The sequence below is a fragment of the Mycoplasma sp. Z386 genome, assembly GCF_054343375.1.
Window position 1 is genome coordinate 1 of record NZ_JBTGVC010000011.1, and the last position, 17754, is coordinate 17754.

Here is a 17754-nt window from a genome sequence, read left to right on the forward strand (position 1 = left end):
TTGAAATTATAAAACCATTACTTTTTGTTTGAAATTCTTTAATAGTATCATTATTAAAGATAATTTCAATATTGACTTTATTTATTATTCCTCGAATTGTTTCATTATCTTTATATAGAATTTTATTAAAATTTTGTTCTAATTTTAATTCATTAATAGGGACTGTGGATATTAAACTTATTTTGTTAATTAAGGAGTAGTCATTTGTTAGTATATATTCTGCTAGATCATTGATAATAACTAAATTTTTATTTTTTAGTTTTTCAATTATAAATGAAATTTTTTGAAAATTAAAATAAATTTGAATCAATTTAAAACTTTTAAAAAAATTAAGTTTAGAAATATTTATAATTATTAAAAATATCATACAATAATTCATAACAAAATAGTTGTTATAATAATATAGTAAATAATATTCCGAAATATTCTTAACTAGTTTTAATGAAAAATAAACGGAAAAAATAATAAATAAAATTTTTAAGTAAAATAAAATTTTTTCAATTGTTTCTTGGTTTTGATAGTATTTTGAAATTTTGTCATAAATGAAAGAAAAATTTAGTGATAAGGCAGAAGATATTAAAATACAATAACTTGTAATTAGAAAAGAAAATAAGATTTTAATAATAAGATATTTAAAGGAAGTAATTGCACTTATTTTTTCTATTTCTCTTTTTATAAAGTATTTTGTTTTGTTCATAAAAGTTGTCTCCCATTTTTAAATTTAAAATGTAAAAAAAAGTAATATTTAGTTAAAATAAATATTTTAAAATTACTAAATTTTTTATTTCTTTTAAGCATTAATTTGATAATAATAATGTTTAAAGTTCTTAAAAAACCTAAAATGAAAAATAAAAATAAAATAATTCCACTAAAATAACTGAATAAAAAAATTAAGTTATAGACAATTCCAAAAAACAAATTATTGTAAATAAAATCAATATAAAAAAAAGAAATTAAGGTAAAAATAATTAAATAAAGGTAAATCAAAAATTTGGCTATAACTTTTAAAAAACTGTTATTTTCATTAATTATTTCTGTATAAAATAAATAACCATTCTTTTTATCAAAATAGATTTTCATTATTCAATGAATTTTCTTTCTGTTCCATTTATTTTGTTTATATATCTTTTAATTGCAGTTTCTTTTATTGAGTTAATTGAATTGATCATATTTTTAATCTTATTATACATTATTGGTCCATTTGGTCCTGTTCTGTGATAGAAAGGCAAACTATCAATTATATTTAATAAGTCACTTAAATCGTTTTTAATTTTGTCTAAATCACCATTAGTTGAGATTAAAAAAGAAATTTCATATACTTTTTCTCTTGTTCTTTCATCTATAAAATTAGATGCTTCTATTATTTGACTTATTCCTTCAAAAACTCCACTAAGAATTCCTGAAAAAATTTTAGTTTTATCTCATATAGGATCTCCGGGATTACTGATTCTGAAAATCAACCTATATTATCAGATGAAGTTGAAAAAAAGATAGCAACTTTTTCTCTGTTATAATCTGCTTTTAATATCATATCTGATAAATAATCGGATAAATCTCTTTTTAGAGAATTTCATTCTCAAAATTCTATTTCATCTTTATATTGATAAAATTTATAATCATTTAAAACTTTTTTAATATAAATTAGCGGTAAGTCTGGTCCATTTTTATTTATTAAATCTATTATTTGTGTTGGTATAAACATAGTTTCTCCCTATTTAATAATATTGTTATATTTTAATTATACTCCTTTATTTTATTAGATTTTAAAATAAATAAAATAATACTTATAGTAAAATTTAATTTATAATAAAGAAAATAAAAGGAAGTAAAAATGAGTAATTATTCAAAAACAAAACAAGAAGAATTTGTAGAATTAATAAAAGAAATAAAAAGCGAAACTAGAGATGAAAAAAGATTAATTCAACTGAATTTATTATTAAAAGAAGTAAGTCAAAAAAGATTCGGCTTAATTTGAGAAGAGCAAAAAGAAAAAGTAGATAATGTTTTAAAGTCGAATATTCTTTTTTTGCAGGAAAATAAAGCAAATAAGATAATTAATTCTAAAGAAAAGTCATTAAATTTTTTAATAGAAGGTGAAAACTTATTGACCTTAAATTTACTTTTGAAAACTCATAAAAATAAAATCGAAGTCATTTATATTGATCCACCTTATAACACTAAAAATAAAGATTTTATTTATAACGATAATTATGTTGATGCAAATGATAAATTCCCGCATTCTAAATGATTATCTTTTATGAATAAGAGATTGAAATTAGCTCGCGAATTATTAGCAGATAATGGAGTTATTTTAATTAGCATAGATGAAAATGAGTTTGCTCATTTGAAAATTTTATGCGACCAAATTTTTGGAGAATTTAATTTTATAGAAAATTTTATTTGAATTAAAAATTCAACAAAAAACAATTCTAAAACAACATCAACTAATCATGAATACATTTTGTGTTATAGTAAAAATAGAGAAATTTTAGAAAGAAAAAATTTCTTTAAAATAACTAAACCAGGATTTTTAGAAGTGCAAAATTTACTTCAATATGCTAAAGAAGAAAATTTAGAAATTTCGGAAGTAGAACAACTATTAAAATCTTTTTATAAAGAGAATCCCCAATTAAAAGGAATTTCAAACTATAATAAAGTTGAAAAAGAATATTTAACAAAGACAGATTGAAATTTTAAAGTTTTTGCTTTAGATAATACTTCTTCTCCTGTTTTTAGCGAAAAAAATAATTATAAAATTCTTCATCCAATTACAAAAAAAGAATGTAAAAATCCAAAAACAGGATGAAGATATAGCTTAAAAACTATGGAAGAACATTTAAAAAATAATCGAATTTATTTTTATGATGATGAAACTAAAACACCACGTTTCAAAAGGTTTTTATCAGATTCTGAAATGGAAGTAGCGAAATCGGTAATTGAAAATACTAAAGAAGGTATAAAAGAAATAAATAAAATATTGATTAATAAAAACTTTAATAATCCAAAACCTGTTAGTTTAATAAAATATATATTAAGATTTTTTAATAAAAATTCAATAGTTTTAGATTTTTTTGCCGGTAGTGGAACTACTGCACAAGCAGTAATGGAATTAAATAAAGAGGATAATGGCAAAAGACAATTTATTTTGTGCACAAATAATGAAAATAACATATCTAGAAATATAACTTTTTCAAGAATAAAAACTGTTATAACAGGATTCAAAGATAATGGCGAAAAATATTCAAATGGTTCAGAGTTTAATTTAAAGTATTTAGAAGTTAAAACTATAAATTTTGCACAAGCAGAAAAAGAAGATTTTGAAATAGAAGAAATATTAATCAATAGTTCTAAATTGCTTGCAGAACTAGAGTATTTAAATGAAATTAACAATGAAAAAATTTATTTTATAAATAATGAAGAAGAAATAGAAACTGCTTTAAAAATAATCAAAAATAAAGGAAAATTGTTTATAAATACAGAAGTAGAGTTAAACTTAGAACAACAAAAAGAAATTGAAAAAAAAGAAATATCGCTTTTCAAAATCCCTTACAAATATTACTTTAAAGAACTTAAAAAGATAAGAGGTTATTAATTATGAAACTAAAAGAATTTCAAGTAAAAGCTGCTCAAAAAATATTTGAAAAAACATTTTCAACCATCGATGACAGCGCAATAAATAAAATTATTTTACAAGCACCTACCGGTTCAGGTAAAACAATAATTTTATTTGAATATATTAATCAGTTTATTTCAAATACTGATAATTATATTTTCATTTGATTAACACCTGGAAAAGGGGAATTGGAAGTGCAATCTTTTAATAAAATGAGAAAAAGTTTTCCAGCAATGATTTCTGGAGATTTGGATGATGTGTTACTAAATGGTTTTGAAAATAAAGGAATATATTTTATAAATTGAGAAAAAATTACAAATAAAACGAATATTGCTATTGCACAAACAGAAAAAAATAATTTTTTTGATAGAATAAACGAAGCTAAGTTGAAAAACTATAATTTTATAGTTATTATAGATGAAGAGCACAATAATAACACAATAAAAGCTAATTTTATTATTGAATCAATTTCTCCAAAAAGTGAAATTAGAGTTTCAGCAACGCCTATAAAAAAATCAAATAATTATCAAGAAATAATTATTAGTGAAAGTGATGTTATTGAAGAAGGATTAATAACAAAAGGAATTTTTATAAATAAAGATCTTGAAAAAAATAAAGGCAATAATATATCTTTTGAAACAAAATATTTAATTGAAAATTCAAATCAAATAAGAAAAAATATAATTACAGAATATCAAAAAATAAATCTTGACATTAATCCATTAGTGTTAATACAATTTCCTAATTTAAATGATAATTTAATTTCACAAGTAGAAGAAATTTTAAATAACTTAGGTTTTAATTATGAAAATGGAAAAGTAGCTTCTTGATTTTCAGAAAGAGATTTAGAAACCGAAGGAACTAAGAAAATAAAAAAACTTAGTAAAATCAATTTAGTTCCTGATGAAATAGTTAAAAATAATAATGAAGTTTCTTTTTTATTATTCAAGCAAGCAATAGCAACAGGTTGAGACTGTCCAAGGGCAAAAATTTTAGTTAAATTGCGTGATAATATGAGTGAAAAATTTGAAATTCAAACACTTGGACGAATTAGAAGAATGCCAGAAGTCCATCATTATAATAATGAAATATTAGATTATTCCTATTTATTTACATATGATGAAAAGTTTAAGAATGAAGCTATTTTATTAGGTGGATTTGAAGCTGAAAAATTATTTTTAAGAGAAGGTGCAAAGGATATTACATTATTAAAACAAATTCCAAACAAAAATTATGCTTACAATGAAAATAAAACATTATTAGAAGAAATCAGAGAGTATTTCTTAATAAAATATAACCTTAAAATCAATGAATTTGAAAAAAATAAAGAAATTTTAAAACAAAATGGTTTTATAATAAATGAAAAAATAATTACAAGTTTTCTACAAGGAAAGATTAATAATTTACAGGAAAATCCTTTTGAAAATGTTAGTGAACATACTAATGAAGTAGATGTAAGCACAAGTAATCATGGAAGAATTTTAATGAAAAGTATAGATCAATTAAAAAACCCTCTTAATCTTTCCTATGAAGATTTAAAAGAAACTATTTTGCATAAGTTATTTAAAAAATCTTCATTATTTAGGTTAAAAAGCAAAAAAGATAAAAAAATATTATCTTTAAATAATAAAGAATTCTATTCATTTATAATTAATAATTTTGAGAAATTACTGGAAATATTCAAAAGATTTGAAGAAACTAAAATATTACAAAATTCCCTTTTAGAAGTTAAAGAAGTGGAATTCAAAATCCCTAAAGAAGAATATTATTCATTTATAAACTATGAAAAAGAAAATAAAATATTAACAACAAATGTTTATAAAAATTATTCATTAGCTATGATTGATAGTGAAAAACTGCGTTCAAGAGCAGAAATGAATTTTGAAATTTGGTGTGAAAATAATCAAAATTTTATAAAAGATGTTTATAGAGTAGGAAATAAAGGTTATTCTAATTTTTCAATAATTTATTATAATTCACTTCATAAGAAAAAATTTTTACATATTGATTATATAATCAGAACTCAAAACCAAAATATTTACTTAATAAAAATAGAAAAAGATAATTTTAATAAAGAAGAAGATACAAAAGCAATGTTTAATCAATTAAAAAGATATTGTTTAAAAAATAAATATAATTTTGCTTTCATAAAGGAAAAACATTATAAAAACGATTTCAAACTTTTTATTAATAATACTATTTATTCTAGTAATATTAATGATGAATCTTGAATTGAAATTGAAAAAATGATAGAAAAAAATAGATAGTTTTGCTATCTATTTTTTATAATTTTAAATCAGCAAATGTGTATCTTATGGGTTTTCCGCCTAAATTATCTAGAAAAATTTCTAGAGAAATTGCTGAAGAATTGGAGTTTAAACCTCTTGATTCTTTTTCTTTTACATATTTTTGAATATCAAAATTAGATTTATTATTTTTCACATTTCATTTTTTAATTTTATCTGCTCATAAAATAAAATTCATTTTGTTAGATGTGTTATTTTTGTTTTCATCAAATTCTTTGGTTAATTCCATTTCAAAAAGTAATCCATCATAGTTTACAAAATAAAATTTGAAATCTTGCTGATAATCTTCGGCTTCTTCTTCTAACTCTTCTTTTGTTAAATTTAAGTTATCTTGAGTTTTTAAAATAGCAAAGTCTAAAATTTTATTATCTTTTGATATATAAAATAAAGGATTAGTTAGTAAGTTTTCTCTAGATTTTTCTGTTTGCTCTTCTTTAGTACCAGCAAACAAATTTGTTGTATCAGCTAGTTGAATAAAAACTATTTTATTTAGATTAAATAGGAAAAACAACCAATTTTTACTAGTTAATTCTTTTATTTTAGCAAGAGATTGACTATAAGGCAATGCTTTTTTTGAAATAAAACCATCATCAGTATTATTTTGAATAGTTGTATAATAGTATAATCAATTTTTAATATCTAAAAATGTTGTTTTAATATCTAATTCTTTTTGTTCCTTTATAAATTGATTCTTTTTATCTTCAGAATCGAATGTAACATTTAGAATATTTGTAATAAAGTCAGAATTTATAAATTCATTTCATTCTTTATCTTCTTTTTCGTTTTCCTGTATTTTTAGCTGATTAATTTGATTTTGTTGACTATTATTATTTAAATTACAAGAAGACAAAAATAAAGGAAAAACGGTTAAAAAAGGAAATATTTTTTTAATTTTCATTTAGATCCTTTCATATAATTAACATTTCTGCAGGTTGTCCATATCTAAACTTTTTAATTAAATCATTTTCAAAAGCTTGATAATGTTGAAAACTATCGTGATAAATAGCATTATGAAAAATAGTTGTGATAGCATTTATCGATATATTATCTGTTTTAGAATTGGCAAAATAGAAAATAAAAGGGTTGAATTCGAGTGTTGTTCCACTATCTTTTAAACTTATTTTAATATTGAAAATTTGATTATTTCTTTTGATATATAAATCTTTATAAGAATTACTTAATGCAGTAGTATCCCCTTCTTTAATTTCATTTAATAAATTATTAGAAAAGTAAGAGTCACTATAGCTATCTAAATCTTCTAAACTTTCTAAATATTCTTTTGATGGAGATAATTTATTACCATTTTTATCTACTTTATTAGTTATTGGTAGAGTAAATCAATTGCTAAATACAGCTTTAAATTTAGTTAAATTTTTTAAAACAAAATATCAATTTTGAGACAAGAAATTTTTATATTGTAAATAAATAGGATTTTTTTTAAAATCAAAAGAAGAAGATTTTTTTATTTCTTTAGCAAAGTTTTTGAATCCTTCTTCTATTTGTTTTTCTTTTTCTTGTTGATTTTTAATAAATTTATTTATCATATCTTCATCTTTATTAAATTGAATATTTAGAATTAAAGATAAAATATTATCTGTATTTTTTTCTTCAATAGTTTTTCCTTTATCAATAATATCTAAAGAAGGATTAATGAATTTTTTAAAATCATTATCAATATAAAATTTATCATTTTTCTCTTGATTGTCATCATCTTCTTTTTTGTTGTTAATAAAAGAAGAATTTATATTTTTTAATAAATATTTTTTTAAAGAAAATTCCTTTTCAAGCTCTTTAAAAACTAAAAAATCTAAATTTAAAAAAGTAGTAGAATTTGAAATATTTAAGTTATTTAAATTAGAATATTTATCTTCAATTTGTTTGTAACCTTCAAGCTTTCTTTGGTTTTTTTCTTCTTCAGTTACATCTTCTTCATCTTCAAGTTCATATTCTAAATCTTCGTCAAAATCTTTTTTATCTTTTTTTATTTTTTCTTTGATAATTTCTTCTTGTTTATTTTCAAATTTATTTGCAAACAATTCAATATCTTCTTTTGTCGTATTTTCTTTATTTATCTCGTATATTTGACTATCTAGTCTAAATTTAGATATGTTATTTTTATCAACAAATTTTTGCAATCTTATAACTTTATTTTTGTCAATAACAATATAAAAAATATCTTTGGATGCTAGAATATGATCTTCTAATTTTTTATGTATTTTTATAAAAAAATTAATGGATTTTCCTTTTAAATTTAAAAAATTTAAAGAATCAGTTTTAAAATATTCATCTTCTTTTTGTGAATAGAAATTAGAACTAAATCTATTAACATCGTAAGGATAATGTAAAAATTCTAAAAAATCCAAATTTTTTAAAATTCAATATCAATTGTTGTTTAAATTTTCTTCTAAAATGGATTTTCCTATTTTGACAACTGCTTCATTAGAATTACCACCTTGAGCTTGATTAGATCTAAGTGGATTATAAACAAATAAAGAAAATTTTAAATCTTCTAATTTTTTATCACTTATGTTTTCTTGTTCAAGAATGTAATTATTTATTTTTTCTAAATTATTTTCAAAAATATCTTTTAATAAAAGATCAATTTCTGGATTAGAATAAAAATTTTTTTTATTTTGTGCATTTGCTTCATTGCGAAAATTAGTTTTTGCTTCATTACATGAAACAAAAGAATAAAAGGGGGAAAATAAAACTAAAAAAGGTAGAAATAATCTTACTTTTTTATTTTTCATTTTTATTATCTTTCTACTTATAAACTTAGAATAACTATTAATAATTATAACTTATTTATAAAAAAGCAATAAAAAAATTCCCTAAGGAATAATTTCAATCCGCTGTATAAATAATAGTTATTCTAAGTTGTTGTTAATGTGTTTATTTATTATTATTTAATTATTTATACTAAAAAATTATACTATTTTTTAGAAAATAATCAATTAAATTGTATAATTTTATGAGTTATTCAGTTGTTGTGTAGAAAGAAATATGAATAAAAATTACTTTTTATTTATAAATAAATTACTTTTAAAGAAAAAAAGCACAATTATTATTCCTGTAATTAATTTATTAATGATTATATTAACTTTAATTTTAAATTTCACTCTTGCTAAAAGTATAGAGAACTTTTTGATTATTTTTTATATCAATATTTTAATTAATGGGATTTTATCTAGTCTTTATGGTTCTATAAAAGGACTAAATATTTTTAAAGATTTACAAAGCGAAGGAATAGAAATAATTGTTTTTTCAAAAAGCATTACAAGACATAAAATAGTTTTTACTAAACTTATAAACTTTGCTTTTTGATCAATGTTATGATCCTTTGTTTCTTATTGAATTTTATCTACAACTCTGTTTTTAAATTTAAATTTCATTAATAGTTTAAATATACCTTTTTTATGAATTTTCTTAAGTCCTCTTTTTATTTATCTATTTTTTGGATTGATATCTATTTTAATTTCATCTAGATTTTCATCAAAAATATCAATAGCATTTCCTTTATTATTCTTTATGCCTTTTACAACTTTAGGGAGTATAATTTCTATATTTTCAACTTCTAGTGAAAACAAATTTGGAGAATATTTAAATATTAATTACCCAAATTATGATTCTGGAAAGTTGCTTGATGTTGAAAAATTTTATTTAAACAATAATAAAGATGAGTTATACATAATTCCTAAAAATGTGGATAATAAAAGTTTTTCACAAAGAGAAAAAGAATTTTTAGAATTAGCAAAGCAAAAATCTAAAAATTCATCAACTTTATGACAAGCATACTCATTACTTTCACTACCTTATCAATTTCTTGATATTTATAATAATAAAGATAAAGATGCTCTTTCTTATGTTTCTAAGAGTCAAATTAATAATTTAGAAAATTATTTAAATTATAAAAATTTAGATTCTGGAGAATACAATTACAAGTTAGAATTAAATAATAACAACTTATTAAAAGTTGCTATACAAGATGATGATAGTTTATTAGAAACAAAATATTCTTATTTAGTTCCTGGTGCATTAAAAAATAGTTCTCATTTTGAGAATGTAAAAAATAGAGAAATAATTTATTCAAGAGAAAATGCTTCCAATTTTGAAGTCTCATTTCCTGAAGATGATAAGATAGTTGCAGTTCCTGAAGATTTAGTTGGAAAACTAAAATGAGAAATAATTGAAGAAGTTTTAAAATCTGCTATTTTTGACAAATATGCCTATAAAACCTTTATAAAAGTTAAAAATTATAATAAAAATGATCTTTTAAAATACTTCGAAAATATACTTTCAAGTAATATTAATAACACTAACGATGATAATTTTTCAAAAGTTATTGATAATAATACAGAATTATTAAAAGAGATTATTGACACAAATAAAATTAAAAATTTAACTGAAAAGAAAATTTATTTTATCACTTCACTACTTTATTATGCTTACTTTCATCCTGAATTCAATAAAGTTATTTTAACTTTACTTGAAAAAGAAAATGATGGCAAAAAATATTATAATCCTGACAAATTTGAAATTTCTTTTGATAATAAGAAATATTTTATTGGTGGATATTCTACTTACAGTCCTATTCAACAAATAAAAAATGATAAAATCATTTATCGTTTTAGTTTAGAAGAAAGTAATAATTTCTTATTTCAACCTGTTGATGAAGTATATTCATACAAAGCAACAAATAGAATTGTTTATAATAAAAATATTAATTTAGTAATATGATCTTTAGTTGTAACTATTCTTGCTTTTTCAAGTTATGTAGTGTATAAAAGAAAGGATTATAAATAATGAATAATAATATTTTAGAAATAAAAAATTTAACAAAAATTTATAATAAAACCAATTCTGGTGTTAATAGCATAACATTTAGCGTTGAAAAAGGTAGTTTTCATGCATTTATAGGGGAAAACGGTGCAGGAAAAACAACAACTATAAAAAGCATTATAGATGCTTTTAGTGGATATACAGGAGAAATCTTAATTGATAATATAATAAATACCAAAGAAGAAGCTAAATCCAAGATAGGTTATGTTCCTGAAAACGCTTTATTTCCAAAAGGATTGACAACTTATGAATATTTATTTTACTTAGCCCAATTGTCTAAAATCCCTAAAAATACAGCACAAAAGAGAATAGATTTATTTTTGCAAAAATTTAAAATCGAAGATTTGAAAAATAAAAAACCTTACGATTTTTCTTCAGGACAAAAAAAGAAAATCCTTTTAATTCAAGCACTTATAAACGAACCAGAATTACTCATTTTAGATGAGCCTGCAGCAAATTTAGATCCTTCCGCTCGTTTTGAATTATTTTCTATATTAAAAGAATTAAATCAAGAAGGAAAAACAATTTTTATTAGTTCACATATTTTAAAAGAAATAGATGAATTTACTACTTATGTTACTTTAATCCATGAAGGAAAAATTTATTATCATGGACTAAAAGAAAAAAGTTTAGAAGATATTTTTTATGAAAAAGTCATTAATAAAGAAAATTAAGTTGTTTTCAACTTCATTTATCATTACAAGTCCTATTATTTTTGTTGCAAGTTGCAATCAAAAAACAGATAATATTTCAGAACAAGAAACAGAAATTAATTTCAAAGAAGGAGAAAATTTTGTTTATAAAAAATTTTATTCTTGAAGTTACTACAAAAGTGAAGATTTTGAAAAATTCAATATTTCTATAAAAAATCTAAATCAAAAAATAAAAGAGATATTAGATTTTATTAATACTTTAAAAGCAGAAAATAAAAATGATTTAGAAATTTTTAAAGAATTAATAACTCAAAACTATATTATCACTTCAAATACAGCTTATTTTTTAGATCAAGAAAATAAAATAACAATTAAATTTGAAAGTAAAAATACTGAAAAAGTAAAAGCTTTAGCTTGAAAAATTAATTTACAAGTTAAACACATAAATCATTATGATGATAAAGGCACTTTAAAAATAATAATTTATTTTAAAAACTAGTTATAACAGGAATTAATTCCTGTTTTTATTTTTCAAAAACTTAAAAATTGTTTATTTTTTTATGAAAAAATTCATTTTTTAATAATTTTCTTGGATTTCATATATATATATATAATGAAATAGCAATGAAAAAGAAGTTATCAAGAAAAAATAAATTAATAATTTTTAGTATTTTAGGTATTTCATCCGCTATTTCTATCTCAAGTTTAGTAACATATTTTGCAACTAAATATCATCATAGAATTGAAAATAAAATAACTAATGATGAATTTTCAAGAGTTGAATTTAAGGAAACTGAAAAATATACCAATATTTTAGATGAACAAGATAGTGCTGATATTAATATTTATTATTCATCTTATGGAGTGCAAACCTTTTATAACTTAATAAGAATGGCAATGTTATCTAAAAAATCAATTATTTTTTATCATTCCAAAAATAATGTAGAAATTCAGCAGCAATTAAATACAAATGAATTGCGAAAATTTTTACAAAACGAAAGAAACGCTGATGAAATTTATTTAGAAGACTCAAAAGTCATTGAAGTAAAAGGAGAAGAAAATAAGTTTTTTGAGCAAGCTTATTATCAAGCTTATTTAAATCCAACAAAAAAAGTTAATGTTTGATTCAATTCAGATCATATTGCTTCAGCAGGAAGTTATTTTGAGAAAATTAAAAACCTTAAAAATGTTAAACTTCAAGCTATTGAGGATTCTAATGTGTTAGGTGAATATCACATTGAACATTTTTATTCGCAAGAAGAATTTAAATCTAAATACTATGATTTTTCAAAAAATGAATGAAGAACAAATTTAGGAAGTTATGATAGACTAACTCAGTACTTTAGATCTGCTGAAATGAACAACTTAAAAATTTATTGATCTGACAAGATTGTGTCTAATAAATATTCAATTTTAAATTTCAAAAATCACTTACCATTTTTTGAAAATAACAATAATTTAAAAGACTTAATCTTTACTACAAGAACTAAAGAAAATAAAAGATTTAGTTCGTTTTGATCTAAAATTACTGGTCTTGATTGAGAAAAAGAAAGAGATAAAGTTAATGAATTAAAATCTAAATTCAATAAACCAAGTTTAATAATTTTAGGTAGTGGTTATGATGAAGATTTTGATTATGTTATGACTATTATTGCTAAATTGAATTCTCAATATAATATTTTTTATAAAGGACATCCAGGAGTGAATAAAACTTCTAATGAACTTCAAAAAGCACTAAAAAACGCAAAAGAAATATCTTATTATGATTATGACCAAAAAGTAAAAAGAACACTAAATACGGCAAAAATACAGAATTTTGATATTTTAGAATCCCAAATTTCTTCTGAAGAATTAACCACTCATCACGCTAATGAAGAAAAGGGATTGTCGTTTGATAAGTGGTTTGCAACCGACTATTCAACAAGTGCACTTTTTGGATTGAAAAACAACAAAAATAATTTTGAAGATTTAATTGGATTTGTTGATTTACTTTCAAACAAAGAAGACTTAATTTGAAACGATGAAAAGGAATTTACAACTAAATTTGAATCAATAGTTCAAAAAATAGCAACAAAAAATATTTTTGCTACTTTAAAAGAAGAATCTAAAAATAAAGATAAAAGCAAACTTCAAAAAGAAGATTTTGTTTTAACAACATCTACCAATTCGTTAATAACCAATTTAACCATTAAATCCATAGAAAAAGTAAATGAACAAGTAAAATTACAAATATCTTTTGAATACAATCCAAGAGAAGTAGATAATCACAATAGTTATACTGTAGAAATTGTTTACATTTAGTTCTAAAATTAATCTAACAAAAAACTATTTTGTGCTATAATTTAAAAGCAATATATGGAGATAATAACTGTATGAAAATACTTAATTTGTTATTTGAATATATTTTCCTCTATAAATTTGCATTACATTAATAAGGAGGTTCAATGAATTCTTTTAGACAAGAAAAAGAAAATATTGTTGCTGAAGTTAAAAATAACATTCAAAATTCTTCTTCATTAGTTATTGCTGAATATCGTGGATTACATGTTTCAGATTTTGAAGAATTAAGAAAAGAATTAAAATCAGCAGGTGTTAAAATTAAAGTTTATAAAAATAGACTTTTCAAAATTGCATCTAATGATTTAGGTTATTCAGAATTAGAGTCAACTTTAGTAGGTCCAAATGTTTTCGCATTTGGTGGAGATGACGCTATTGCACCAGCAAAAATAATTTCTAAATTTAGCAAAAAACACCCAGAAGTTGTTTTAAAAGGTGGAATTTACGAAAATCAAGTTATTGATGCAGCTGAAGTTCAAAAAGTTGCTTCATTACCAAGTTACGAAGAAGCTCTTACAATGCTTGCTTCATCATTGATGGGTTCATTAAGACAATTATCAGTTGGACTAAAAATGTTAGTCGATGAAAATAAATTAGTATCAGAAGGAGAAAAATAAAATGGCAAAATTAACAAAAGAAGCTTTTATTGAAGCTTTAAAAGAAATGAATATTAAAGAAGTTATGGAATTAGTAGATGCAATGAAAGAAGAATTCGGAATTGATCCATCTGCTGTTGCTGTAGCTGCTGCTCCAGCTGCTGAAGCTGCTGAAGCAAAATCAGAAGTAAACATTACATTAAAAGGTGATGGTGGACAAAAAGTTAATGTTATTAAAGTAGTTAAAGAAGTTTTAGGATTAGGATTAATGGAAGCTAAAAAATTAGTAGATTCTATTCCTGTAGTTCTAAAAGAAAACGTTAAAGTTGCTGAAGCAGAAGACATCAAAGCTAAATTAGAAGCTGCTGGTGCTGAAGTTTCATTAGGATAATAACAATAATTTAAAAAAAGAAAAATTCCTGAGCATAAACTTGGGAATTTTTTTGATAAAATTAAAATATGAAAAATATTATAGAAATAGAAAATTTACTTTATAAAAAAGAAAATAAAAACATTTTACAAATAGAATCTTTATCTATTCCAGAAAAGAAAATCATTTCTATAGTAGGACCTTCTGGTGCTGGTAAAACAACTTTATTAAATTTGCTGTCACAATTAGAAAATCAATTTAGTGGAAATATTAAATTTTTAAATAATTTAAAATTAGAACAAATAGGATATATTTTACAAGAAAATGTTTTATATGAGCATTTATCAGTTTTTCACAACATTTATTTAAGTGCTAAAAATTCATTAAATTGAAAAAAAGAAAAAAGAATTAAATTTTTAGAAAATTTTTTCAAGCATAGTAATCAACAAATTGAAAACCAATTATCTAAAAAAATAAAGAAATATACAGAAAATATTTCTTTTAAAAAGGAAAAATGGTTATTTTGATCCCTATGATGAAAATTCTTGTTTTTAACTTTAAAATACGATAAAAAGCAAATAAAAAAAATATGAAATTTTTTATTTTTTATAAAAAAAACTTTTAAAAAAGATCTAAAAGTTATTGCAGAAAAACTTGAAATTAACACTTTAATAAAACAAGAAGCAAACAAACTTTCAGGCGGTCAAAAACAAAGAGTAGCAATTGCAAAAGCATTAATTAAAAACAATAAACTTTTGTTACTGGATGAACCTTTTTCAGCTCTAGATATTAAAATTAAAGAAAAAACTTTAGAATGAGTTATTAAATTAAAACAAGAATTTGATTTATCAATAATTTTAATAACCCACGATCAAGCAGATGCACTCAAAATAAGTGATTATATTTTAGTTTTAAATAACGGAAAAATAGAACAATTTGACTTAACAGAAAATATATTAAATAAACCTAATAATTATTTTGTAGCAGATTTTTTTAATTATCCAAAACTTAATTTATTAAGAAAAACAGAGCAAAACTCTTTTTATGTAAGAGCAAAAGATGTAGTAATTACTAAAAGTCAAGAAAAATCAGAATTTAAAATCATCGATAAACAGATAGTTGGAAATTTTATTATTTATAAGGTAGCAAGTGAAAATAATGTTTTAACTTCTATTTCGATTGATGAGTCATTGGAAATAAATGATTTTGTTAAAGTTGATATTAATAATGAAAAAATTTTGGAGTTTTCAAATGAAAAAAAATAACATAGAAATGACAAAAATAAAGAAAAAAACAGTAAAAATAACAAAAATATTTTTATTAATTTTACCTTTACTCATTTTGCTGTTTCTATTTTATATTTATCCAATTATAAAATCTACTTATGAATCATTTATTGTTTTTCCAAGTTCGACAAAAAAAACAATATTTATTTATGGACTCAATAATTTTAATAATGTAATAAACGATTCTAATTTTAAAATTGCCATTGAAAATTCTACCTTTTTATTTTTTGTCCCAACATTTATATCTTTATTTTTATCTATTTTTATTGCTTATATGTTGAGTACAATTTCAATGAAAAAAACACAAAATTTATTTTTAAAACTTATTTATTCGCAATTTTTTATTTCTTATTTTGCTGTAGGAATTGCTTTTTTATTGCTTTTTGGAGAACAGAACTTATTTTTTAAAATCTTTAATTCCAATGCTAGTTTTACTCACGGAAATAATAAATTAAATATAAAATTATATCTTTTCATTTTTCAAGTTTGAAGATCACTTTCCTTTAATATAGTTATATTTACTTTTATTTTTATTTCAATAAATAAAAAATATTATAAAGTTATGATTTTAGATAATTTAAATTTTTGAGATAAAATGAAATATTTATATTTCAAAGAATTTCAAAAACACTTATTAATTATTATATATACAAATTTAGTTTTTTCTGCTCTTTTATATCCAGGAGCAATTATGGAAGAAGATAAAATAGAAGAACTACAAGCTCATACATTATCTAGTTATGTTTTGAGCTTAATTCAACCAATAAATGGAACTTTGGAAATAGACATTAATAAGGCATATGCTGCAAGTATTTTATCTCTATTTTATTTATTATTTTTATTTTTAATCACTTACATATTTTTCTTTTTAGTGCGTTTTTTCTTTATAAAAATCAAAAAAGGAGAAAAATATGATTAAAAAAATTACCAAAGAAATTATTAAAATTTTAATCTTGTTATTTATTTTATTATTAATTTTATTTCCTTTATATATATTATTAATCACTTCATTAAAAAGTAATTATTCCACTTCTAATAATAATTATTCATTAATTTTAAAAGAGTTTGAATGATCGAATTTTAATTTTTTCAAAAATTCAATATTTTGAAAAGCAGTTTTTTTATCAATGTCAAGTTCTTTACTGCTTATATGTTTAAGAGTGGTTTTTTATACATTATTTATAGTTGGTTTATCTAAAATTAATCAAAAAATAAAAAAAGCAATTTTACTTTTTATTATGTTTTTTTCTTTTATTCCAGAATTTTCTATTTATCTTTCATTAAGAGAAATATTATCCAATTTTCATATAATAAATAATTTATCAGTTTTTTCAATTGTTTCTAATTCTATATTTTCTTATTTTTTTATTTATAATCTATTAATTAATTTTGAAAAAACAAAAAATCAATATTGAAAAGTTATTAAATTAGATAATTTAAATATATTTCAAAAAATCTATTTAGTTTATTGAAAAGAAATGAGAAATTATTATATATTATTAATTATTTTTAGTTTTATTTCATCGTGAAATGATTATCTATGACCAAATTTTTTATTATCTAGCACAGACTCTAAAACTGTTGGTATTTGATTTAGACAAATAGGTGAAACTCCTTCAGGGGGATATTTTTTAAATATTCAAGCAGCCGGTTCTTTGGTTGTTATATTATTGCCTTTAGGAATTTATTTTACTTTTTCCCAAAAAATTATCAAATTTTAATTTTTTCACCTTTTATTTTAAAAAAGTATTAAA

At 21.1% G+C, this 17754-nt stretch carries 16 protein-coding genes; 11 read left to right on the forward strand and 5 right to left on the reverse strand.

The features are described 5' to 3' along the window. The 3 genes from ACXX85_RS02135 to ACXX85_RS02145 form a co-directional block, all read right to left on the reverse strand. On the reverse strand, positions 1-697 hold a 697-nt coding region (locus ACXX85_RS02135; RefSeq protein WP_458560507.1), incomplete at its 3' end, for a hypothetical protein. 382 nt (positions 698-1079) lie between these two features. Beyond that, complete coding sequence (locus tag ACXX85_RS02140; RefSeq protein WP_458560508.1) at positions 1080-1460, reverse strand: hypothetical protein; 381 nt, start codon at positions 1458-1460, stop codon at positions 1080-1082. Then, complete coding sequence (locus ACXX85_RS02145; protein ID WP_458560509.1) at positions 1370-1702, reverse strand: hypothetical protein; 333 nt, start codon at positions 1700-1702, stop codon at positions 1370-1372. The genes ACXX85_RS02140 and ACXX85_RS02145 overlap by 91 nt, the downstream gene beginning before the upstream one ends. Positions 1703-1831: 129 nt before the next feature. Here ACXX85_RS02145 and ACXX85_RS02150 point away from each other — a divergent pair, with 129 nt between their 5' ends. Both ACXX85_RS02150 and ACXX85_RS02155 read left to right on the forward strand, forming a co-directional pair. Next, on the forward strand, positions 1832-3592 hold the full coding sequence (locus ACXX85_RS02150; RefSeq protein WP_436358415.1) for a site-specific DNA-methyltransferase: 1761 nt from the start codon (positions 1832-1834) through the stop codon (positions 3590-3592). A 2-nt stretch (positions 3593-3594) separates the two neighbouring features. Beyond that, entirely contained in the window at positions 3595-5880 is a 2286-nt protein-coding gene (locus tag ACXX85_RS02155; RefSeq protein ID WP_458560510.1) for a DEAD/DEAH box helicase family protein, read from the forward strand. A gap of 16 nt (positions 5881-5896) precedes the next feature. Here ACXX85_RS02155 and ACXX85_RS02160 read toward each other — a convergent pair whose 3' ends face one another. Together ACXX85_RS02160 and ACXX85_RS02165 are read right to left on the reverse strand one after the other, a co-directional pair. Then, positions 5897-6817 (reverse strand): aromatic motif membrane protein, encoded by a 921-nt coding sequence (locus tag ACXX85_RS02160; RefSeq protein WP_458560511.1) that lies wholly within the window; start codon positions 6815-6817, stop codon positions 5897-5899. Continuing rightward, on the reverse strand, positions 6807-8669 hold the full coding sequence (locus ACXX85_RS02165; RefSeq protein ID WP_458559427.1) for an aromatic motif membrane protein: 1863 nt from the start codon (positions 8667-8669) through the stop codon (positions 6807-6809). Before ACXX85_RS02165 ends, ACXX85_RS02160 begins: the two co-directional genes overlap by 11 nt. A gap of 253 nt (positions 8670-8922) precedes the next feature. On the opposite strand from ACXX85_RS02165, the gene ACXX85_RS02170 reads away from it, so the two are divergent. The 9 genes from ACXX85_RS02170 to ACXX85_RS02210 all read left to right on the forward strand — a co-directional run bounded on the left by ACXX85_RS02170 (position 8923) and on the right by ACXX85_RS02210 (position 17721). Next, complete coding sequence (locus tag ACXX85_RS02170; protein WP_458559426.1) at positions 8923-10722, forward strand: hypothetical protein; 1800 nt, start codon at positions 8923-8925, stop codon at positions 10720-10722. Continuing rightward, positions 10722-11432: an ABC transporter ATP-binding protein gene (locus tag ACXX85_RS02175; protein ID WP_458557674.1), complete on the forward strand. Its 711-nt coding sequence runs from the start codon at positions 10722-10724 to the stop codon at positions 11430-11432. Before ACXX85_RS02170 ends, ACXX85_RS02175 begins: the two co-directional genes overlap by 1 nt. Then, positions 11404-11910, forward strand: coding sequence for a hypothetical protein (locus tag ACXX85_RS02180; RefSeq protein ID WP_458559425.1), 507 nt, complete (start codon positions 11404-11406; stop codon positions 11908-11910). The genes ACXX85_RS02175 and ACXX85_RS02180 overlap by 29 nt, the downstream gene beginning before the upstream one ends. 125 nt (positions 11911-12035) lie before the next feature. After that, positions 12036-13712 carry a hypothetical protein gene (locus ACXX85_RS02185; RefSeq protein WP_458559424.1) on the forward strand — a complete coding sequence of 559 codons (1677 nt, stop codon included), beginning with the start codon at positions 12036-12038 and terminating at the stop codon, positions 13710-13712. A 143-nt stretch (positions 13713-13855) separates the two neighbouring features. Continuing rightward, positions 13856-14365 (forward strand): 50S ribosomal protein L10, encoded by a 510-nt coding sequence (gene rplJ / locus ACXX85_RS02190; protein ID WP_436358406.1) that lies wholly within the window; start codon positions 13856-13858, stop codon positions 14363-14365. Between the two features lies 1 nt (position 14366). Next, positions 14367-14735 carry a 50S ribosomal protein L7/L12 gene (rplL, locus tag ACXX85_RS02195; RefSeq protein WP_436358405.1) on the forward strand — a complete coding sequence of 123 codons (369 nt, stop codon included), beginning with the start codon at positions 14367-14369 and terminating at the stop codon, positions 14733-14735. A 68-nt stretch (positions 14736-14803) separates the two neighbouring features. Next, positions 14804-15979, forward strand: coding sequence for an ATP-binding cassette domain-containing protein (locus ACXX85_RS02200; protein WP_436358404.1), 1176 nt, complete (start codon positions 14804-14806; stop codon positions 15977-15979). Next, a complete protein-coding gene (locus ACXX85_RS02205) occupies positions 15966-16919 on the forward strand; it encodes a sugar ABC transporter permease (RefSeq protein ID WP_458560512.1) in 954 nt (317 codons plus the stop codon). Before ACXX85_RS02200 ends, ACXX85_RS02205 begins: the two co-directional genes overlap by 14 nt. Then, the gene (locus ACXX85_RS02210) at positions 16912-17721 is read left to right on the forward strand and encodes an ABC transporter permease subunit (protein ID WP_436358402.1); all 810 of its coding nucleotides are present in this window, start codon (positions 16912-16914) and stop codon (positions 17719-17721) included. The genes ACXX85_RS02205 and ACXX85_RS02210 overlap by 8 nt, the downstream gene beginning before the upstream one ends. Positions 17722-17754 lie beyond the last annotated feature (33 nt).